16 protein-coding genes are annotated in these 15691 nt (G+C 64.2%); 7 read left to right on the plus strand and 9 right to left on the minus strand.

The features are described 5' to 3' along the window. The first annotated feature begins 95 nt into the window (after nt 1-95). The gene (locus BLW71_RS04920; RefSeq protein WP_091793699.1) at nt 96-713 is read left to right on the plus strand and encodes a TetR/AcrR family transcriptional regulator; all 618 of its coding nucleotides are present in this window, start codon (nt 96-98) and stop codon (nt 711-713) included. A gap of 24 nt (nt 714-737) precedes the next feature. Here the strand turns inward: BLW71_RS04920 and BLW71_RS04925 are convergent, their stop codons facing one another. Beyond that, nucleotides 738-950, minus strand: a complete 213-nt coding sequence (locus BLW71_RS04925; protein WP_091793701.1) for a hypothetical protein — start codon at nt 948-950, stop codon at nt 738-740. A gap of 277 nt (nt 951-1227) precedes the next feature. On the opposite strand from BLW71_RS04925, the gene BLW71_RS04930 reads away from it, so the two are divergent. Further along, nucleotides 1228-2286, plus strand: a complete 1059-nt coding sequence (locus BLW71_RS04930) for a LysR family transcriptional regulator (protein WP_091793703.1) — start codon at nt 1228-1230, stop codon at nt 2284-2286. 132 nt (nt 2287-2418) lie between these two features. Here the strand turns inward: BLW71_RS04930 and BLW71_RS04935 are convergent, their stop codons facing one another. From BLW71_RS04935 to BLW71_RS04970, 8 genes are all read right to left on the minus strand, one after another. After that, a complete protein-coding gene (locus BLW71_RS04935; RefSeq protein WP_091793705.1) occupies nt 2419-2808 on the minus strand; it encodes a cupin domain-containing protein in 390 nt (129 codons plus the stop codon). 166 nt (nt 2809-2974) lie between these two features. Continuing rightward, entirely contained in the window at nt 2975-3877 is a 903-nt protein-coding gene (locus BLW71_RS04940) for an AraC family transcriptional regulator (RefSeq protein WP_218157113.1), read from the minus strand. Further along, nucleotides 3874-4104 (minus strand): DUF2795 domain-containing protein, encoded by a 231-nt coding sequence (locus BLW71_RS04945; RefSeq protein ID WP_091793707.1) that lies wholly within the window; start codon nt 4102-4104, stop codon nt 3874-3876. The genes BLW71_RS04940 and BLW71_RS04945 overlap by 4 nt, the downstream gene beginning before the upstream one ends. Nucleotides 4105-4299: 195 nt before the next feature. Continuing rightward, nucleotides 4300-4554 carry a hypothetical protein gene (locus tag BLW71_RS04950; RefSeq protein WP_091793709.1) on the minus strand — a complete coding sequence of 85 codons (255 nt, stop codon included), beginning with the start codon at nt 4552-4554 and terminating at the stop codon, nt 4300-4302. Between the two features lie 254 nt (nt 4555-4808). Further along, nucleotides 4809-6146 carry a C45 family autoproteolytic acyltransferase/hydrolase gene (locus tag BLW71_RS04955; protein WP_091793711.1) on the minus strand — a complete coding sequence of 446 codons (1338 nt, stop codon included), beginning with the start codon at nt 6144-6146 and terminating at the stop codon, nt 4809-4811. 177 nt (nt 6147-6323) lie between these two features. Beyond that, entirely contained in the window at nt 6324-8057 is a 1734-nt protein-coding gene (locus tag BLW71_RS04960) for a ClcB-like voltage-gated chloride channel protein (protein WP_091793713.1), read from the minus strand. A 94-nt stretch (nt 8058-8151) separates the two neighbouring features. Beyond that, nucleotides 8152-8889, minus strand: coding sequence for a glutathione S-transferase (locus BLW71_RS04965; RefSeq protein ID WP_091793716.1), 738 nt, complete (start codon nt 8887-8889; stop codon nt 8152-8154). 157 nt (nt 8890-9046) lie between these two features. Then, nucleotides 9047-10138, minus strand: coding sequence for a YeiH family protein (locus tag BLW71_RS04970; protein ID WP_091793720.1), 1092 nt, complete (start codon nt 10136-10138; stop codon nt 9047-9049). Between the two features lie 121 nt (nt 10139-10259). On the opposite strand from BLW71_RS04970, the gene BLW71_RS04975 reads away from it, so the two are divergent. The 5 genes from BLW71_RS04975 (at nt 10260) to BLW71_RS04995 (ending at nt 15665) form a co-directional block, all read left to right on the plus strand. Next, nucleotides 10260-11150, plus strand: coding sequence for a LysR family transcriptional regulator (locus tag BLW71_RS04975; RefSeq protein ID WP_091793722.1), 891 nt, complete (start codon nt 10260-10262; stop codon nt 11148-11150). A gap of 171 nt (nt 11151-11321) precedes the next feature. Then, nucleotides 11322-12095: a sugar phosphate isomerase/epimerase family protein gene (locus BLW71_RS04980; protein WP_091800432.1), complete on the plus strand. Its 774-nt coding sequence runs from the start codon at nt 11322-11324 to the stop codon at nt 12093-12095. A gap of 201 nt (nt 12096-12296) precedes the next feature. Then, nucleotides 12297-13280, plus strand: a complete 984-nt coding sequence (locus tag BLW71_RS04985) for a sugar kinase (RefSeq protein ID WP_091793724.1) — start codon at nt 12297-12299, stop codon at nt 13278-13280. Nucleotides 13281-13404: 124 nt separating this feature from the next. Beyond that, nucleotides 13405-14700 carry an MFS transporter gene (locus tag BLW71_RS04990; protein ID WP_091793726.1) on the plus strand — a complete coding sequence of 432 codons (1296 nt, stop codon included), beginning with the start codon at nt 13405-13407 and terminating at the stop codon, nt 14698-14700. Further along, on the plus strand, nt 14700-15665 hold the full coding sequence (locus BLW71_RS04995) for a 2-hydroxyacid dehydrogenase (protein ID WP_091793728.1): 966 nt from the start codon (nt 14700-14702) through the stop codon (nt 15663-15665). Before BLW71_RS04990 ends, BLW71_RS04995 begins: the two co-directional genes overlap by 1 nt. Nucleotides 15666-15691 lie beyond the last annotated feature (26 nt).

Raw genomic sequence — 15691 nt, forward strand, 5'->3', positions numbered from 1 at the left:
GCATCTGACTTCGAATGACGGTTTGCATTCTAATACACACATGTATTTGAATGTTGGAGTGAATTCGGATTCTTTTCAGTGCTAGACTGGCGGCCATGAAACGGCAACGACTGACACGCGAGCAGAGCAAAGACCAGACGCGCGAGCGATTGCTCGACGCTGCGCAAGCCATTTTTATGAGGAAGGGTTTCGTTGCGGCGAGTGTCGAAGACATCGCGGCGGCGGCGGGTTATTCGCGCGGTGCGTTCTATTCGAACTTCCGCAGCAAGAGCGAGTTGTTTCTCGAACTACTGCGGCGCGACCACGAAGTCATGCAGGCGGGGTTGCAGGCGATCTTCGCGGATGCGGCATCGCGTGAAGAAATGGAAGCACGCGTGCTGCGCTACTACAGCAATCTGCATCGCGAGAACAAGTGTTTCCTGCTGTGGGTCGAGGCGAAGTTGCTCGCGGTGCGAGACGGCCGTTTCCGGATTCGCTTTAACGCTTTCATGCACGAGAAGCTCGAGCAGTTGAGCGCGTATATCCGGGAGTTTTCGGCGCGTGTGGGCACGCCGATGGTGATGCCGCCGGAGACGCTGGCGATCGGCTTGATGGGTTTGTGCGACGGCGTGCAGTTTTTCTACACGGTCGACCCGCAGAACGTGCCGGCGGAGATGGCTGAAACGGTGCTGGCGGGGTTTTTTGCGCGCGTGGTGTTCGGGCGCGAACCGTAAGACGTAAAGCCGTAAAGCGCGGCGTCAGTCAGCCGGCAACTGCGCGCAAGCGTCGGCAACCGGCGTTGCGCAGACGAACGAATACTGCCCGCTGTAGCGCAGAACCTCTTCGCCCACATGCAGCACCACCTTGATGTCCGGGCAACGTTCGTACGCGATGAAAGCCGAACACGCCGCAGCGGACCAGCAGACCAATGAGAACGCGATTTTTTCGAACAGCTGAAAACGATGTGTCATAGCAATTAACGATTGATTTCCCTTTCGGGGGCTATGATACCAGCATCCTAGGGTTTATACCTACTCCAAATCCGCAATAAACCTTGCAAAAAACCGCACGGAGTTGACGCGAGCGCACTCGCAAACCTGTCCGGAATGTCATGTTCAGGTCAGGGTTGGGACATGATCGGGTCGATACAATCGGATCGTTGGGCAAACCCGCGCGCGCCTTGCCGAGCGGGTCGATACAGGCGTGAGGGTTGCGCCGGCCCGGCTTTACCGCGGCAGGAGTCGTCCCATGAACCAATTGCAGTCGATGCGCGTTTTCGTCAGAGTGGCCGACCTCGGTAGTTTCGTCCGTGCGGCTGGCGCGCTGGATCTTTCCACGGCGGTTGTCACGCGTCACGTCGCCGATCTGGAAGCGCGCCTCGGCACCCGCCTGCTCAATCGCACCACGCGACGCCTCTCGCTGACGGAGTCCGGCACGACTTATCTGGAGCGCGTGCGGCACATTCTCGACGACCTCGAAGGCGTGGAGCAGATGGTGGTGGCGCGCAATCACGAGCCGGTCGGCACTTTGCGCATCGTCGCGCCGGTGGTGTTCGGGCTGCATAGCCTTGCACCGGTGGTGCAGTCCTATGCCGCGCGCTATCCCGACGTCGTGCCCGATGTCACGCTCGCGGATCGCCACGTCGATCTGGTGGAGGAGGGCTTCGATGTCGGCATTCTCGTCACGCGGTACATGCGCAGCGCGAGTATCGTCACGCGGCGTCTGACCACCGGCTATATGACCGTCTGCGCGACGCCCGCGTACCTGGCGCAGCACGGCACGCCGACGCGGCCCGAGCATCTGCTCACGCATCCGTGTTTGAGCCGGCCGTCCGAGCAGGGCGGCGAAGAACGCGTCTTTACCGGGCCGGACGGCGAAGTCCGCGTGCGCCCCACGAATGCGATCGTTGCGAACAATACGGAAATGCTCCGGCAGTTCGCGCTGCTGGGAATGGGCGTAGCGATCCTGCCGAACTATCTGATCGGCCGTGATCTGGCGTCCGGGCGGCTCGTGCCGCTGCTCGCCAACTACCGTTTGCCGCAGATCGAAATCACGATCGCCTATCCGAGCCGCCTGCATTTGCCGGCGAAGGTGCGGACTTTCATCGACCATCTCGTCGAGCATTTCCAGCAGCAGGGGCAGCACGCGCGCGATCCGCGCACCGTGACGCCGGCGCGTTCGGTAGCGGAGGCCGCGGAGGTGATGACGGACATGGGCGATCTGCGGGAGCCGGAATTGTCCGCCGACGCAGCGCGTCCCATGCCCAACGCCGCGCGCTCGCGGATTGCGGCGTCATCGCCGTTTTGATGTCGAGCGCGAGGGGCGTTGGCGTTTGAAGAGGGCCGCCAAGGTTTCCGGCCAGCCGTGCGCTTGCCGGGCAGATGGTTCATCGTGGTTGAGCCACCTGGCCGCCGGGGCCATGGCGAACGACGAGATTGCCTAAATCCACACGTCGTTCGCCGCGGTCCGTTCGCTGACTTCCTCGCCAGTATTCTTCACGCCGCGCGGCTCGATTAGCAGCAACTTGACTTCGCGCTCGGCGTACGGCTTGTGCTCGGTGCCCTTCGGCACCACGAACATTTCCCCGGCGGAAATCAGCACGAAACCATCGCGCATGTCGATGCGCAGTTGCCCGTCGAGCACGATGAAGGTCTCATCGGTGTCGGCGTGCTCGTGCCAGATGAAATCCCCTTCGATTCGCACCAGCTTGAACTGATAGTCGTTCATTTCGGCGACCACGCGCGCTTGCCACTGGTCGTTGAAAAGCGCCAGTTTTTCCGTGAAATTGATGGCTTGGTACGGCCGTTGAATGGTTTGAGCGTCGGACATCGTCGTGCTCCTCCTGAGCGGTTATGTCAGGCTGGAAGCGTACGGCGTAACGGGCAGGCGGGTCTTGAACGTTTGTGCGCGCGGCCGTTCGGCGCCGCGCGATCAGGTATGCAGCCGCTCGACGACTCAACGACTCAACGACTCAACGACTCAACGACTCAACGACTCAACGACTCAACGACTCAACGCGCGCCGGCGAGCCGACCATCTTCAGCCATTGCGCGGGCGCGACGCCCCATGCGTGCTTGAAATGCCGCGTCATGTGACTCTGATCGGCAAAGCCGCTTGCGGCGGAGGCGTCGGCTAGCGACACGCCTTTGAGCACCAGTTGCCGCACGAGATCGAGACGCCGCATGGTCAGATAGCGATGCGGACTGGTGCCGAACAGCGCTCGAAAATCCCGCGATAGACTCCAGCGGTCTCGACCCGCCGCGGCGGCAAGTTCGTCGAGCGTGACCGCGCGATCGAGCGACGCAAGCAGGTAATCGCGTGCCAGGGTTGCCGCCCGGTAATCCACAGAACGGGGCGCGTCCGGCGCGCCGGCCACCGCGGCGAGGGCGACGGCCAGATCGTGGAGCGCGCTGTCCTGTTCGAGCGGGTCGATGGCGCTATCCATCGCCTGCAACAGGCTCTCGGTGGCGGCAAAGAGGCGCGGATCATTCGACAGGCCACCTTCCAGAAACGGCAGCGGCCTGCCGCCGAGCGCCTGCTGGAACAACGCCGGATCGACATAGACCATGCGGTAGTGGAAGCCGTCGCCGGTGCCGGCCTGGCCGTCGTGCGGTTCGTCGGGATGCAGCACCATCGTGCCGCCCGGCAGGCTGTTACGGATGCTGCCGCGATAGCGAAAACTCTGAACGCCGGCCAGCGTGCGGCCGATCGCATAGGTATCGTGCCGGTGCATCGCGTAGCCGGCCTGATGAAAGAAAGCCTCGATCCGTTCGATGCCGTTTGCACCGGCCGTCTGCGGCGAGCGGTAGATCCAGTCGGATTCGCGTTTCAGGCCAGGCGCGAGCCAGAGGGACGGCGGGCGGGAACGAGGCTGCGACGAACCCGACTCCTCGCTCATGCCCCGAGTCCCGGGCTGTAATTGCCGCTGATCAGGCGCGTGACCGAGTTCACGTCGACATAGTCCTGTTCCGGCAAGCCGTCGAGCATCGAGAGGACCTCGTTGCTCGCGCCGGCTTCGCGCGCGGCGTCCACGAGTGCGTCTTTGTTGGTTGGAAACTGGACGGCGCCCAGAATATCGGTGATCTGGAGGTCAATCGATTCGCCGGGAATAGCCGATGCGGTCATGCAAACGCTCCTCGTAAGACGGTTGGGCGTGGCGCTTGCCGCTGGTTGAAAGCGCGCGGCTGACGTAACGCAATGGATGCCGGCCCGCGCATGCCGGTGCTGTAGCACATGCGCGCCCTCGACCGCATTGCGGCCGTGAACGCCAGGCAGTGTAAAGCATGCAGCGCCGCGCACGTCTCTATGTGACAGGTCGCGTCAGGTCTGCAAGTGCTCGTTCTGCCCAGTAAAGCTCCGGTCGAGATGTCGCGATTTGGGCAGCGCGATATGTTCCCAATGTTGCGGACGATTGCTGTCCGCGGCGGCGACATCCGGCGCCGCGGGGGCAACGGGTGCGGCGTTGGCGCGTTCGGCAAGACTATTGGCGGTCATGCTGTCCGGCGCGGTATGAACCGGCGCGGCAAAACAAGAGGCTGACAGCGTCACCATGGTCAACAGCGTCGAGGTTTTCATCACCCGACCTCCTAAGCTCATGCGGCGCTGACAATGGAGCAAGCGCTGTGCCGTCCCCGCGTCGAAAGGACGGCCCATGCTAAACGTGACCTTGCGCGCTAATCCATGCTGAATGGCGGATTTTGCAGCGCACGCACGTTCCCGACAAAACGGTATTGTCGATTCCAGATGATGGCAGAAACGCGGCGACTTCGCAGCAGCGCCGTCGCGAACGCTCATGCGCTGGACATGTTGCGCCGCCGCAAGCACGGTTCCTAACGCAACGCTTCAAAGCGCGTCCACGGCCACGACGGCCGGTCGCGCATGTAGCCGTTCAGCCAGTTCCACTGCGGATGCCGCTTCATGAACGCCTGCGCGTCGAACGGCCGCCCGCACGGATGGCCCCAGCGCGCGCTGAACGCCATCTCGCGCGCCATTTCGCTGTCGGCCACTTTGCCGTCGTTGGCGCCCCATGGGTTGAACGGGCCGTGATCGGTGCCGCCGAAGCGCGCGTCGTCCAGTTCCAGATGTCCGCAGATGGTGCGCGAGCACGGGTTGTCGTTGCGGTCGAGATAGACGTCGTGATGATCGGCGATCATTTCCTTGGCCAGTTCCACGTCGATCTTGCCGCGATGCATCTCTTCCAGTTGCATGAAACGCAGGCGCCGCGCGCCGTTCTTGCGCACATCCGTATAGTCTTCGCCTTCGCCCAGGCATTCCTGATTGCGGATCTTCAGATCGGTTGCGGTGTTGTAGCCGCTGTAGAAGCCGTCTCTCGTGCTCTCGAAGCCGGAGAAGTGCAAACCCAGTTCGTAACGCGCGATCTCGCCGGTCTTGGTGTCGCCCAGCAGCCAGCTATTCGCATAGCCGCCGTTATTGGCGATCGCGAACATTTCACACCATTCGCCGATGCTGTTCGCGTACTGCGACGCGCGCCGCGAGCGGTAGAACTCGGGCGCGCCGGCCGCGTTGTAGCCGGCGAAGTTGGAGATGGTGGTTTCCGTCACCATCAGGCCGGCCGCGGTCACCCAGAAATCCGTGAGGCTGGAGATGCAGCCGGGCAAGCCTTGCATGAGGATGCGGTGGCCCTGATCGGGCACGATGTCGAATACGACATTGAACGCGTCGCCGGCCGCGTATCGGTCCCACGAGTTGTGCGCCATCACGATGCGGCCGTCGCGGGTCGCGCGGCCGGTGGCGATGAACGCGCTGCAGTGGTGCCCGCGCCGTCCGCGCCACGGTTTCATGCCGAGGTTCGGCTGCTGCTGCGCCGCGTGGGCCGGCCACCAGCTTTGCAGCAGATCCATGTAGCCGTTCCACGCCAGTACTTCGGCGAACGGCAGCTTGGCGCCGTCGGCGATACCCTGGATTTCGTCGGCGAATTCGGTGTCGAGTTTGTTGGCGAACTGCGAGACCGCGGCGTCGACGAACGTGTCGAAGTCTTCGCCGGTGTCCCACTTCGCGAGATAGCGGGCGGTGTGGATCGCGTTGCGGATTTCCGTGGCGAGCAACTGGCCGTGCTGCTCGCCGCGGTCGTAGGGCTCGCCTTCGATATGCACGAAAATCCAGCCCGCCTGGTCGCGGCGCACGGCATCGAGGGACGGTTCGCTCATCTTCGCTCCGATCGAAGGGCGGGCGTCTCGGTGCGCCCGTTCTGGCGTAACGCGCGCTGCGGGCATTCGCCGCAGCAGTCTGTCCATTGTAGAGAATTTGCCGCGCTTTGCACGGCACGCAAAGCGACGGCGGGCGCGATGCTGGATGGCTTTGCGCGCGTCCCCTAACGCGTCCGCCTAACGTGTCGGATTCATGCGGAAGTACGCATCGAGCAGCGAGGTTTTATAGACCACGCCGGCCAGCGTGGGATGCGCGACGCTTTCGATCACCGGAAGTCGCTCGCCCTGAAACGCGAGAAAGTGCTGCAACGCGACGCCGAGCGGCATATCGGGCGTGAGCACGTCGAAATGCGGCTGCAGATAATCCGCCGCGGTCTTCGCGGTGGTGTCGCGCCCGTCGAGCAGGTCGGAGGTGATGTCCTTGAGCGCGACCACGCCGAGAAACGCGCCCGACTCGTTGGCCACGTAAAGATATTTCACCGGATATTCGAGAAACACGCGCGTCATGTCCTGCACGGTCGCGTTGGGCGGCACGACGGTTTCGGCTGGGCGGATCAGCTCGCGCATCTGCGTGGCGCGCAGCCGCGAGCGCTCCTGTTCCTCGTTGTTGCGCCGCAAGGTGATTTCGTACATGGATGTCTTGCCGATCGCGCGCGACACGAAATAGGCGACCACGCACGAGAGCATGAGCGGCAGCACCACCTGGTAGCTGAGCGTCATCTCGAAGATCATCAGGATCGCCATCAGCGGCGCCTGGGTTGCGCCCGCCAGAAACGCGCCCATGCCGACCATCGCATACGCGAACGGGGCCGACGTGCCGTGCGGCCACAGCGCATGCATGCCCTGGCCGAACAGCGAGCCGACCACCGCGCCGACGAACAGCGTCGGCGTGAACACCCCGCCGATCGCGCCGGAGCCCGCCGTGGCCGCCGTGGCGACGAGCTTGAACACCAGCACGAGAACGAGCGCGGTCCACGTCCACGGCGAATGCAGGATCGAGTTGACGACGCTGTAGCCGTTGCCCCACACCTCGGGCGTCCACACCGACAGAATGCCGACCACGAGGCCGCCGAGCGCGAGTCTCACGGGCAACGGCACCGGCAGCTTGCGAAAGCTTTTCTTCGACACGTCGAGCAGGCGCAGAAACTGTGGAGCCGCCGCGCCGCACAACAAGCCGAGCGCGACGAACAACAGCACTTCGAGACCGGCTACCGGCGGAAACACCGGCATTTCGTACGGCGGCTTGTAGCCGGCGAATTCACGCATCGTGATGTTGGCCACCACGGCCGAGACCACCACGGGCCCAAAGCTTTCCATCGCAATCGAGCCGAGCACGATTTCGGTGACGAAAAACGCGCCCGCAATCGGCGCGCTATATGCGGAGGTGATCCCGGCGGCCGCACCGCATGCCACCAGCAGACGCAGCCGCGACGGATCGAAATGCACCCAGCGTCCGATCAGCGAAGCGGCCAGTGCCGCCAGTTGCACCATCGGACCTTCGCGGCCGATCGACCCGCCGCTCGATATCGTGAACAGCGACGACACGCTGCGCCACAAGCTCAGCTTCACCGGCACCACGCCGTCGCCGATCGCGACCGCTTCCATGTAATCGATGTGGTTGCATTTGTCCGCATGCCGCTGCGCGATCAGCAGAAAGAAGCCGGCGATCAGGCCGCCGGCGGCGGGCATCCAGATCCGCACGGTCCACGGCAGGCTGCGCGCCATTTCGACGAAACTGCCGGCCTTGCCGACCACCGCGAATTGCAGCAGCGCGATGGCCTCGCGAAAGGCGATCGTGGCGAAGGCGCCCGCGACGCCGACCACCACCGACCAGACCAGCATCGTGTGGGCGTCGGAGAGGCGGAACAGATCTTGTGCGCGGGTGCGCAGCTTCAGCAGGAATGAAAGCACGTCGACGGTACGGGGCGTGAGAGTGAGTTGAAAAGCGCGCCCGCTTCGGATGGCGGGCGCGCTACGGTCAGTGAGCGAAGAAAATTGGCGCGGCTCAAGCGGCCGCCTTGTCGAGTTCCGGATAGTGCCGGAAGATGCAGGCCTCGTTGTGTTCGATACGCCGGTCGGACTGCAGGTACGCGGCGATGTTCGGCCGCTCGATCACCGCGTCGTGCAACGCGGCGAGCCGCGGATAGTGTTCGCCGAAGCGTTTGAGCGCGCGCGGAAACGCGTACAGCAAGCCGTCGATCAACTGGAACATGGACAGGTCGACGTAAGTGAGCGCGTCGCCCACCATGAAGCGGTCGCCGGCCGGATTCTGTTTCAGCACGCGCTCGAAGTACGACATGAACTTCGGAATGCGGTTGTCGATGAAGTCGTGCGCGCGCACTTTGGCGGCGTCTTTCTGGTCTTCGTAGTAAAGCGAACTGGCGAGCGGGTGGTGCGTGTCGTGCGCTTCGGTGACCATGTCGGCGATCGTCAGTTGCAGGCCGTTGGCCACGTAACGCAGGCTTTCCACCGTGGGCGCGAGGTTCAGCCGCGGGCCGAGATAGAACAGGATGTTGGCGGTCTGCGCGATCACCAGTTCGCCGTCTTTCAGGAACGGCGGCGCGAACGGCGGATACGGCTCGTCCCTGCTCTTCATCACCGACATCATCGCCTTCGTGCCCAGGCCTTCCGACGGTTCGCCGCGCGCCACTTCCACGTAGTCGGCGCCGGCTTCTTCCAGCGCGAGCCGCACGAATTCGCCGCGGCCCTGCAGGCCGTCCCAATAGTAGAGTTCAAGGCTCATCGATCGATCCTCATTCCGGTTGCATTGACAGCGCGCATAAGCGGACTGCATGAGCTGACGACGTCAGCAACCAGTATGCCGCGCGAGCGCGCCGCATGGGTCTCCAGAATGCGCAAAACCCCGCACGCGGCGGGGTGAGTGTGAAGGCGAGGGCGGCTTAGCCGAACAGGTGCTGGACAGTCCATGTGATACCCAGTCCGCCGGCAATCAGCCACACATACAGAATGAAGCCGGTGGTCAGTGCGCGGGGGCCGGCCTGCCGGATCTGCGAGATGCGTGTTTCGATGCCGAGCGCGGTCATGGCCATGGTCAGCGCGAAGGTGTCCAGCATGTTGAGCGTGCTGGTCGCGGCTTCGGGCAGCACGTGCAGCGAGTTGATCACGACGAAGCCGAGAAAGCCGAGCGCGAACCATGGAATCGCCAGCTTGCGGGGTGCGTGGGCACCGTCTGCCGAGCCGGCCGAAGCGGCGTTGCGGCGCGCGGAGCGGTTCACCCACATGCCGACCACCAGCAGCACCGGCACCAGCAACATCACGCGCGTCATCTTGACGATGGTGGCAATGTGCGTTGCTTCCGGGCTCACGTTGCTGGCCGCGCCGACCACCTGCGCCACTTCATGGATCGTGCCGCCGAAAAAGAGGCCCGCGCCAACCGTATCCAGATGCAGCCAGCCTGCATTGAACAGCACCGGGTACATGAACATCGAAAGCGTGCCGAACAACACTACGCTGCCCACGGCCATGGCGCTCTTGTGCGGCTTCGATTGCAGCGTCGATTCGAAGGCGAGCACGGCAGCCGCGCCGCAGATCGCGCTGCCCGCGGCGGTCAGCAAGGCGGTGTCGCGGTCGAGTTTCATGATTTTCATGCCGGCCCACGTGCCGATCACGAGCGTGCTGACCACGATCAGGACGGATTCCGCGAGGCCGGGCACGCCGACCTGAGCGATTTCCTGCAGGCTCACGCGCAGCCCGAAGAACGCCACGGCAATGCGCAACAGCTTGCGCGCCGAAAAGTTGACGCCGGCCGCCCAGCTGGCGGGCATGCCGTCGCGCAGCGCATTGCCGTAAATGGCGCCGGCCACGATGCCGACGATCAGCGGGCTCAGGCCCAGTCCGGCGACGGCCGGAATCGCGGCGATCCGCGTCACGGCGGCGGCGAACAGCGCGACGAAGAGAATGCCGTTGAGCTGGCCGCGGGTGGACAACCCGGTGGGCGACGTACTGGCGGCGGTGAGTTGAGCGGTGGACATGGTGCAGCCCTTTTCTGTGACTGACGAAGATTCGATGGGGCTAATCCTAAAGTAGATATATCGATATGAAAAATCATGATTTAGAATGTCAAGTATCGTTTGAGCCGATACTTGGACCACCATGACCCCGGACCAACTTATAACGTTTGCGGCCGTCGCCGAGCATCGCAATATCAGCCGGGCGGCGGTGGCGCTCCATTTGTCGCAGCCGGCCGTGTCTGGCCAGCTGCGGCAGTTGCAGGACGAGTTCGGCGAGCCGCTGTATCAGCGTGACGGCCGCGGCGTGCGCCTCACGCCCGCGGGCGAGCAACTCGCCAGCTACGCCACCCGGCTGCGTGACACCTGGCGGCAAGCCCATGCGTACCGCGACGCTTTACGCGGTCTCGAGCAGGGCTTCTTGCGGATCGGCGCGAGCACCACGCCGGCGAGTTATCTGCTGCCGTATCTGATCGCCGATTTCCATCGCCGTTATCCGGACGTGACGCTGCATACCGCCGACGGCAACACCACCGAAATCGTCGCCGCGCTCGGTTCGGTGGACATTGCAATGATCGAGGGACCGGTCGGCGAAGACCTGCCGCCGGACACCGCCGTGCATGCATGGCGCGAGGACGAAATCGTCGCGATCATGCCGCGCTCGCATCCGTTGGCGCAGTTGGGCGACGGCGGCCCGGCCGACCTGGCGGCCTTCGGCGAGCATCCGCTGGTGCTGCGCGAGGCAGGTTCGGGCGTGCGGCAAATCGTCGAGCGGGCCTTCGCGCGGGCCGGCGTGCCGATGCGCGTGGCGCTCGAGATTGCCGGCGTGGAAGGCGTGAAGGAGGCGGTGCGGGCGGGCATGGGCATCGGCTTCGTCTCGGCGATGTCGATGCGGCACGAGGACCGTGCGCTGTGTCTGCTTTCGCTCAGCCCGGAGCCGCTCACGCGGCGGCTGTCGATTCTGGTACCCCATGCGAGCGCGCCGTCGCGGGTGGTGGAGCGATTTCTCGCACTGTGTCTGGACAACGGCCCTTGAAGCGAAACTGCCGTTGCCCATGCCCGGCACGCCTGGGGATTTCCACTATGGTGCATGACGCCGACCTCGGCGCACTATTCGGGCATCGCAAGCGCCTCGGCGCTTTTTTTCGAAGTGCATTTGGAACCGGTTCCAAATGCTGATGACAGCAACAGATTGAGTAAATTCGACATGGTTGATGCACCGGACGTGGTGATCGTCGCAAGCGCATTCGGAATGGATGCGGTCCGCACGGACGGCCATCTGAAGTGGGCGCGGGTGAGCAGGCAGGCTGGGGCGGCGGGTTTCGAAGTGCGCCGCGAACTGTTCGCCGACCAAGCCGACGCCACGCCGCACAACCTGCGCGTGCTGGGCAGGCAGATTGCGGAACTCGGTTTGTGGTCGGTCTACTCCACGCCGGCTTCGCTGTACACGGCGCACGGCAAGCTCGACGCCGACGCGTTGCGCCTCTCGGTCGAAGAAGCGATCGCGCTCGGCGCGCGCTTCGTCAAGTTGCAGCTGGGCGGTTTCGCCACCGACGCCAATGCCGCCGTGATCGCCGATCACATGCGCTGTGCGGAGCTGCGGCTCGTCGTCGAAAACGGGCAATTGGCGCAGGGCGGCTCGCTCGCGCAATTCACCGGACTGTTCGACGCGCTGACGCGCGAAGGTCACGCCGATGTGCTCGGCATGACCTTCGACATGGGTAACTGGGCATGGTGCGATGTCGCGCCGCTCGACGCCGCGTTGCCGTTGGCCGCGCATGTGGAATACATCCACTGCAAGACGGCGGTGGGCGAAGGGGCACGGCGTTTTCCGGCGGCTCCGGCTGCCCACGACGCCCAATTCGCCGCGGTGCTCGACCATCTGCCGCGCCATGTGCCGCGCGGCATCGAGTTTCCGTTCGATGCGAGCCGTGTCGAAACGGACGCGGCGCATTACGTCGCGTGGCTGGCCGCCGCGTGAGCGGCAGGTAGGACCTGAGAGAGCGGCGGAGCCGAAAACAGCACGCTGCAAGAAGCACGCGGCGAAGGGCTCGCACGCAGCGAATGGTGCGCGGCAAGCAAGAAGCTGGCACGACGTAAAACATGCAGCGAAACATGCAGTAAACGGCGCAGCAAATGCCGCAGCAAAACACGCAGCAACGCGGACAAGCAGGAGCAAAGCATGAGCAACACCAGCACACCACTCGATGTCATCACCTACGGCGAAGCGATGGCCATGTTCGTGGCCGCCGAAACCGGCCCGCTCGCGGGCGTCGGCCAGTTCACGAAGCGCATCGCCGGCGCCGACCTGAACGTGGCGATCGGTCTGTCGCGGCTGGGCTTCAAGGTGGGCTGGATGAGCCGCGTCGGCAACGATTCGTTCGGCCAGTACGTGCGCGACACGTTGTCGAAGGAAGGCATCGACCAGCGCTGCGTGAGCACCGACGAGCGCTATCCGACCGGCTTCCAGCTGAAGTCGAAAAACGACGACGGCAGCGACCCGGCGGTCGAGTATTTCCGCAAAGGGTCGGCGGCGAGCCACCTGTCGCTGGCTGACTACGCGGCGGATTACGTGCTGCCGGCGCGTCATCTGCATCTGACAGGCGTGGCGCCCGCGATTTCGGCGAGCTCGCGCGAACTCGCGTTCCATCTGGCGCGTGAAATGCGTGCCGCCGGCAGGACGGTTTCCTTCGACCCGAATCTGCGCCCGACGCTGTGGCCGTCGCGCGCCGCGATGGTCGAAGGGCTGAACGCGCTTGCCGCGCTGGCCGACTGGGTGCTGCCCGGCATCGGCGAGGGCGAGATTCTGACCGGCTACACGCAACCGGACGACATCGCGAAGTTCTATCTGGACCACGGCGCGCGCGGCGTGATCATCAAGCTCGGCGCACAGGGCGCGTATTTCCGCACCGCGGACGATGCCGCCGTGATCGCCGGCCAGCCGGTCGCGAAGGTGGTCGACACGGTCGGCGCGGGCGATGGTTTTGCGGTCGGCGTGGTCAGCGCGTTGCTCGAAGGCAAGTCGCTGCCGCATGCCGTGGCGCGCGGCAACCGCATCGGCGCGCTGGCGATTCAGGTGATCGGCGATTCGGAAGGGCTGCCGAGCCGGGCCGAACTCGACGCGCTGGAGTCGGCCGACGCGCCGTCCATCGCCGCCGCAGCCTGAAGAGGCGCAAGTTTCGCAATCCGGCGCGTCGCGCCGGGCTGCTTCGATAACAGCAAGAGCGCTCGAACAGAGCGCCCCACGACCGTCCATCATTGTTTCGGGAAGCCGTCCAAGGAGACACCCCATGACTTCATCGCTTGCGATTCGCCGTTGGTGGACGATCATGCCGATCGTATTCATCACCTACAGCCTCGCTTATCTGGATCGCGCGAACTACGGTTTTGCGTCGGCCGCCGGCATCAACCAGGATCTCGGCATCAGCAAGGGACTGTCGTCGCTGATCGGCGCGCTGTTCTTCCTCGGTTATTTCTTCTTCCAGATTCCCGGCGCGATCTACGCGGAACGCCGCAGCGTCAAGAAGCTCGTGTTCTGGAGCCTGGTGCTGTGGGGCGGCTGCGCGGCGCTCACCGGCATGGTCAGCAATATTCCGTCGTTGATGGTGATCCGCTTCGTGCTCGGCGTGGTCGAAGCCGCCGTGATGCCGGCCATGCTGATTTTCATCAGCAACTGGTTCACCAAAAGCGAGCGCTCGCGCGCCAACACTTTCCTGATTCTCGGCAATCCGGTGACGGTGCTGTGGATGTCGGTGGTGTCGGGCTATCTGGTGCATTCGTTCGGCTGGCGTCACATGTTCATCGCCGAAGGCGCGCCCGCGATCCTGTGGGCGGTGATCTGGTGGTTCATCGTGAAGGACAAGCCGCAACAGGTGTCGTGGCTCACGCAGCAGCAGAAGGACGACCTCGCCGAAACGCTGCGCGCCGAGCAGGCCGCGATCAAGCCGGTGCGCAACTATAGCGACGCGTTCAAAACGCCCGCAGTGATCAAGCTGTGCGCGCAATATTTCTGCTGGAGCATCGGCGTGTACGGTTTCGTGCTGTGGCTGCCGTCGATCCTGAAGAACAGTTCGACGCTCGGTATGGTCGAAACCGGCTGGCTTTCGGCGCTGCCGTACCTCGCCGCGACCATCGCGATGCTTGCAGCTTCGTGGGCTTCGGATAAACTCAACCGCCGCAAGGTATTCGTGTGGCCGTTTCTGCTGGTCGGCGCGGTGGCGTTCGCGGCTTCTTACGCGCTCGGCTCCACGCACTTCTGGCTCTCGTATGCGCTGCTGGTGGTCGCCGGCGCCGCGATGTACGCGCCCTATGGCCCGTTCTTCGCGATCGTGCCGGAACTGCTGCCGAAGAACGTCGCGGGCGGCGCGATGGCGCTGATCAACAGCATGGGCGCGCTCGGTTCGTTCGTCGGCTCGTATGTGGTCGGCTATCTGAATGGCGCGACCGGGTCGCCCGCCGCGTCGTATGCATTCATGAGCGTGGCGCTCGTCGCCGCCGTGATCCTGACGCTGATCGTCAAACCGCAGGCGCAGGAACAGAACAACGTGTCCGCGGCTCGCCACCCTGTTGCAAGGAAAATAAGCTGATGAAGAAGATCGTCGCCTGGAGGTCGTTGCCCGAAGATGTGCTCGCCTATCTGCAACAGCATGCGCAAGTGGTGCAGGTCGATGCCGCGCAGCACGACACATTCGTGGCCGCGCTGAAAGACGCGGACGGCGGCATCGGTTCGAGCGTGAAGATCACGCCGGCCATGCTCGAAGGCGCGACGCGGCTCAAGGCGCTGTCGACCATCTCGGTGGGCTTCGATCAGTTCGACGTGGCCGATCTCACGCGCCGCGGCATCGTGCTCGCGCACACGCCGGACGTGTTGACCGAATCCACCGCGGACACGGTGTTCTCGCTGATTCTCGCGTCGGCGCGGCGGGTGGTCGAACTCGCCGAGTGGGTGAAGGCCGGGCACTGGCAGCACAGCATCGGAGCGGCGCAGTTCGGCGTGGACGTGCAGGGCAAGACGCTCGGCATCGTCGGGCTCGGGCGGATTGGCGGCGCGGTGGCGCGGCGCGCGGCGCTCGGCTTCAACATGAAGGTGCTGTACACCAACCGCTCGCCGAACCCGCAAGCCGAAGAGGCTTACGGCGCGCGGCGCGTCGAGTTGGCCGAACTGCTCGCCACTTCCGATTTTGTCTGCCTGCAAGTGCCTTTGACGCCGGAGACGAAGCATCTGATCGGCGCGGCTGAACTGAAATCGATGAAGAAGAGCGCGATCCTGATCAACGCCTCGCGCGGCGCGACCGTCGACGAAACGGCGCTGATCGAGGCGCTGCAAAACGGCACGATCCACGGCGCCGGTCTCGACGTGTTCGACACCGAACCGCTGCCGGCCGACTCGCCGCTCCTGAAGCTCGCGAACGTGGTCGCGCTGCCGCATATCGGTTCGGCGACGCACGAAACCCGTCACGCGATGGCGCTGAACGCGGCGGAAAACCTCGTCGCCGCGCTCGACGGCACACTGACCAGCAACATCGTCAATCGCGAAGTGCTTTCTCAATGAGCCGAACCACGCGCCAAGCCACGAGA

Origin of the sequence: Burkholderia sp. WP9 (assembly GCF_900104795.1) — a bacterium.
GTDB lineage: Bacteria > Pseudomonadota > Gammaproteobacteria > Burkholderiales > Burkholderiaceae > Paraburkholderia.